Annotated in this window: 3 protein-coding genes and 1 pseudogene; all 4 read left to right on the forward strand. The window is 48.9% G+C overall.

Annotated elements, in window-relative coordinates; translation table 11 throughout:
* Nucleotides 1-207: pseudogene (locus HNR62_RS15865) on the forward strand (creatininase); the annotation flags it as partial.
* A gap of 188 nt (nucleotides 208-395) precedes the next feature.
* The gene (locus HNR62_RS15870) at nucleotides 396-1,991 is read left to right on the forward strand and encodes a BCCT family transporter (RefSeq protein WP_204797054.1); all 1,596 of its coding nucleotides are present in this window, start codon (nucleotides 396-398) and stop codon (nucleotides 1,989-1,991) included.
* 14 nt (nucleotides 1,992-2,005) lie between these two features.
* Entirely contained in the window at nucleotides 2,006-2,770 is a 765-nt protein-coding gene (locus tag HNR62_RS15875; RefSeq protein WP_204797055.1) for a creatininase, read from the forward strand.
* 564 nt (nucleotides 2,771-3,334) lie between these two features.
* Nucleotides 3,335-4,048 (forward strand): sodium:solute symporter family transporter, encoded by a 714-nt coding sequence (locus HNR62_RS15880; protein WP_239552877.1) that lies wholly within the window; start codon nucleotides 3,335-3,337, stop codon nucleotides 4,046-4,048.
* The last annotated feature ends 90 nt before the right edge of the window (nucleotides 4,049-4,138 follow it).

The following is a 4,138-nucleotide window of genomic DNA, read 5'->3' on the forward strand; positions in this document are numbered from 1 at the left end:
GAAGCCGGGCTGGAGCTGCGGGAAGACATCGAAACGGTACTGGAGCCGGGCATGGTGGTATCGATGGAGCCGATGATCATGCTGCCGGAAGGCATACCGGGCGCCGGTGGTTATCGTGAACACGATATCCTGGTGATCAGCGACAGCGGGGTGGAAAACATCACCCGCTTCCCGTTCGGTCCCGAGCACAACATCATTAAAGGCTAAGACAAAAGCCCATCTTTCACCGGATGGGCTTTTCACTTTCAGGGTATACCGTGATGCTGGTTTCAAGCGAGGAGGTATTAAAACAGATAAGATGAAGATATAGCAACATAGGTTCAACTATCATGCTGATATCTAAAAACAGGGAAAGTTATATCGGATGTCACTTCTAAGGATAAGGAGTAGAAACTATGGTTCTTGATAATGGACCTTTGAAGGGTATAAACCCCCACATCATGTTTATATCGCTGGCTATTACCGTTGCACTGGTTGTGTTCGCACTTGCTTTTCCTGCTCAATCATCAATGGTGGTTGACCAGGTAAGGACTGTGATTACGATAGCGGCCAATTTCTGGTATGTATCGCTGGCCGCATTATTTCTGGTTTTTTGTGTTTGGATCGGCTTCAGTAAATACGGAAAAATACGTCTTGGTCGAGACGACGAGAAGCCCGAGTTTGGATACTTCGCCTGGTTCGCCATGGTTTATGCGGCGGGTCAGGGTATCGGTATCATCTTCTGGTCGATAGCCGAACCCATGTTCCACTTTTCCAGTGGTTCGCCGTTCTCTCCAGATATGGCTAATGAGGATGCGGCAACGTCTGCAATCGCCATTTCATTTTTCCACTGGGGTTTGAATGCCTGGGCTATATATTGTGTAGTTGGTCTGTCTCTGGCCTTTGCCTGCTACCGATTAGGAAAACCACTTAGTATTCGATATACCTTGCATCCCTTGTTCGGTGAAAAAGTGACCGGAAAATGGGGTGTGTTAATCGATGTTATTGCCGTTTTTGCAACCTTGTTTGGTATCGCCACTTCACTGGGCATGGGCGCACAGCAGATCAATGCCGGCTTGTCCGAGATTTGGGGTATACCGCAAAGTTCATCTGTACAGCTTATTTTGATTGTCGTTATCACCCTCTGCGCCCTGATCTCGGTGCTTACCGGTCTGAAAAAAGGCGTGAAATACCTATCGATAGGAAACATGTGGCTGACCATGGTCTTGCTGCTGTTTTTCTTTCTTTTCGGTCCCACCCTTTACATTGTAAAAACCTTCTTTAGCGGTACCTTTGAATACATAATGCAGTTCTTCAATTTTAACGTTTTCGTCGAAAGTACCTCCAGCAGCATAGGTGATGAAGATGCAAGCTGGAAAAGCATGTGGCAAGGCTGGTGGACCGTATTCTATTGGGGTTGGTGGATGTCCTGGGCGCCTTTCGTGGGTGTTTTTGTGGCGAGAGTATCCAGAGGCCGGACCATCCGAGAGTTTATATGGGGGGTAGTGGGTGTTTCTTCGCTGCTTTCATTTGTGTGGATAGCCGCGTATGGCGGCACAGCCTTATACCTGGATTTGTTTGAAGATGCAGGCATAGCCGCCGTCGTCAGCAGCGATGTTTCCAAAGCCCTATATGCGACCTTTGCCGGCATGGATCTCGGTTATCTGTCAACAGGTGCCATGATTGTCGGTACTGTTCTGGTCGCCACCTACTTCATAACATCATCTGATTCAGGTACATTGGTGTTGACAACCATCATGAGCGAAGGTTGTGAAAGCCCCTTGAACCGACACAGAATAATATGGGGTGTCATGCAAGGCGTTGTTGCGTCTGTTTTGTTGGTCGTTGGAGGAGATGCTGCTCTTAGTTCGCTACAAACGGCTTCAATCGCTGCGGCATTGCCCTTTTCGGTCATCATGTTGCTGATGTGCTGTTCGCTATACAAAGGCGTCAGGGACGAGTTCAGAGTCACGGTGAAAAGCCCGGCTTATAAAGCATCATTATCAGATTGATAGAGGGACGGTTTATGGTTAATTTAGAACTGATGGATTGGCAAACCTACGCAGAGAAAACGAAAGAGGGTAAGGCCATCATTATGTTGCCAATAGGCGCCATTGAGCAACATGGGCCTCATATGTCAATGAATCCTGACGTTTTGATCCCCAAGGCAATATCGGAGGGAGTGGCAAGGAATTCCGACTCCATTCTGGTCGCACCACCTATCTCTTACGGATACAAGTCACAGGTGAAGTCGGGGGGAGGGAACTTTTTCCCTGGAACAACGTGTATCAATGGCAAGACGCTGATAGACACCGTAAAAGACATCATTGTTGCCTATGCCAGACATGGAAACAGAAGGTTTGTCTTGGTGAATGGACATTTTGAAAACTCGATGTTTCTGGTCGAAGGCATTGAGTTGGGGCTCGAACATTTGAGGCATGAAGGAATCGATGCCCAGGTAATGTTGTTGTCATATTGGGATTATGTGACTAAAGAAACCATTGAAAAAGTATTTCCGGATGGCTTTACCGGCTGGGATGTAGAGCATGGCGGGGTGCTTGAAACATCCTTGATGTTGTTCTTGCATCCCGATTGTGTGAATATGGATAAAGTTGTCCATCATGATCCGGCAACCTTTCCTTCGTACGACATCTTCCCGGCAGACCAAAGTTGGGTGCCTTGCACGGGAACCTTGTCATCAGCCAAAAATGCCAGTCGCGAATATGGTGAAATACTATTCAATGTTTGCATCGATGGTATTTATCAGTCCATTAGCGAAAGGTTCAATTAACTAATCATTCGATTAATTAATTGCTCGGTTAATTAATCGTTCAATTGACCAACAAGCGGCAAGCCAGATTCATGGCTTGCCTTTTTTTATTAGCTAGTCTTCAGCTCTCGAGCCCTGCTATTACTTTAACTCTCCATGTTATTAACATTGATGATAACGAGATTTAAACTATTCATTTCTCTTATGACAGGACCCGGTCTAGTATCAGACCATGCGCGAAGCCCGGTTGTTTCCGATGCTCGCTTATGGATATTTGCTTATTGTTATCATCCTTGCATTGGTAATAACGAGAGACTCGTTATTACCAAACTACTTCTGGTGAGGCCGGTGCAAACTGGTGGAATCAGGGAATGTGTAACCGGCGTAGTGATACGCGGCTCAAGAAGAGGTAGAAATCATGTTGTCTCAATCCTGGACCATGGAATGGTTCGTTTATCTTAATGCCACCATTATTGTCTGGTCCGTACTGGCTTACGGCTACCGGGAGTTCATCCACAAAGACGGTCGTGGTCGCTGACCATGCTGGCAGTTCGTCGGACAAATCTGAATTAAAGGGAATGTGTCATGGAAGATTATCAGTTTTTGAATTGGTCTCTGCTGCTGGGGTCTTTTGGTATTTTGATCCTGATCGGCTATTTGTCGAGCAGGGTAATCAAAGACAGTGACGCCGCCGGTTTTCTGGTGGCGGGTCGCAGCCTGGGGCCTTTCGTGGGTGCCGGTACCATAGTGGCCACCGGCTTCAGCGGCTGGGGCTTCATGGGCTCGCCCGGGGTGGCTTACGAGTTTGGCTCGGTGGAAGTGCTGGGCAACTTCTTCTTTGCCCCGGCCATGGTGATCGCCGTGCTGTATTTTGCTCATTTTCTGCGTAAACGGGCAGAAGAGCTGGGCAGCTGTACCATTCCCGAATATGTGTCCCAGGTGCACGGTGGCGGTTCGCGGATCGAGCGCTGGGTCAAGGGAGTTGCCGCCGCCATTACCATCGTCCTGCTGCTGGTGTTTCTGACCAGTCAGATCAAGGCGGTCGGGCTGCTGGGGGCCTCCTGGCTGGGCATCAGCCTGACGGAAAGCGCCATCTTGATGATAGGGGTGATTATCCTCTACACCATGCTGGGTGGTCTGGCCGCCGTGGCCTGGACCGATACCCTGATGGTGGTGGGCATGTGCGTCGGCGCCGTGGTGATGATGGTGCAGATTTTTACCGATGTCAGCCTGACCGATTTTATCGAGCGGCTGAACGCGGTTGATCCTGAGCTGCTCAATCCCACGACGGCGGCGTAACAGTTCACCCAGAGTGGCTTGACGCACACAATTCTTCAGGAATGGGGTAATCCGTTTTCTCGATGCAGGCGCGGATCACGGCACGTAACC

It is taken from the genome of Oceanisphaera litoralis (assembly GCF_016907015.1).
GTDB lineage: Bacteria > Pseudomonadota > Gammaproteobacteria > Enterobacterales > Aeromonadaceae > Oceanimonas > Oceanimonas litoralis.

Excerpts from the sequence above, each read along its gene's own strand:
- HNR62_RS15870 (WP_204797054.1), top strand. The coding sequence starts at position 396 with ATGGTTCTTGATAATGGACCTTTGAAGGGTATAAACCCCCACATCATG.
- HNR62_RS15875 (WP_204797055.1), top strand. The coding sequence starts at position 2,006 with ATGGTTAATTTAGAACTGATGGATTGGCAAACCTACGCAGAGAAAACG.
- HNR62_RS15880 (WP_239552877.1), top strand. The coding sequence starts at position 3,335 with ATGGAAGATTATCAGTTTTTGAATTGGTCTCTGCTGCTGGGGTCTTTT.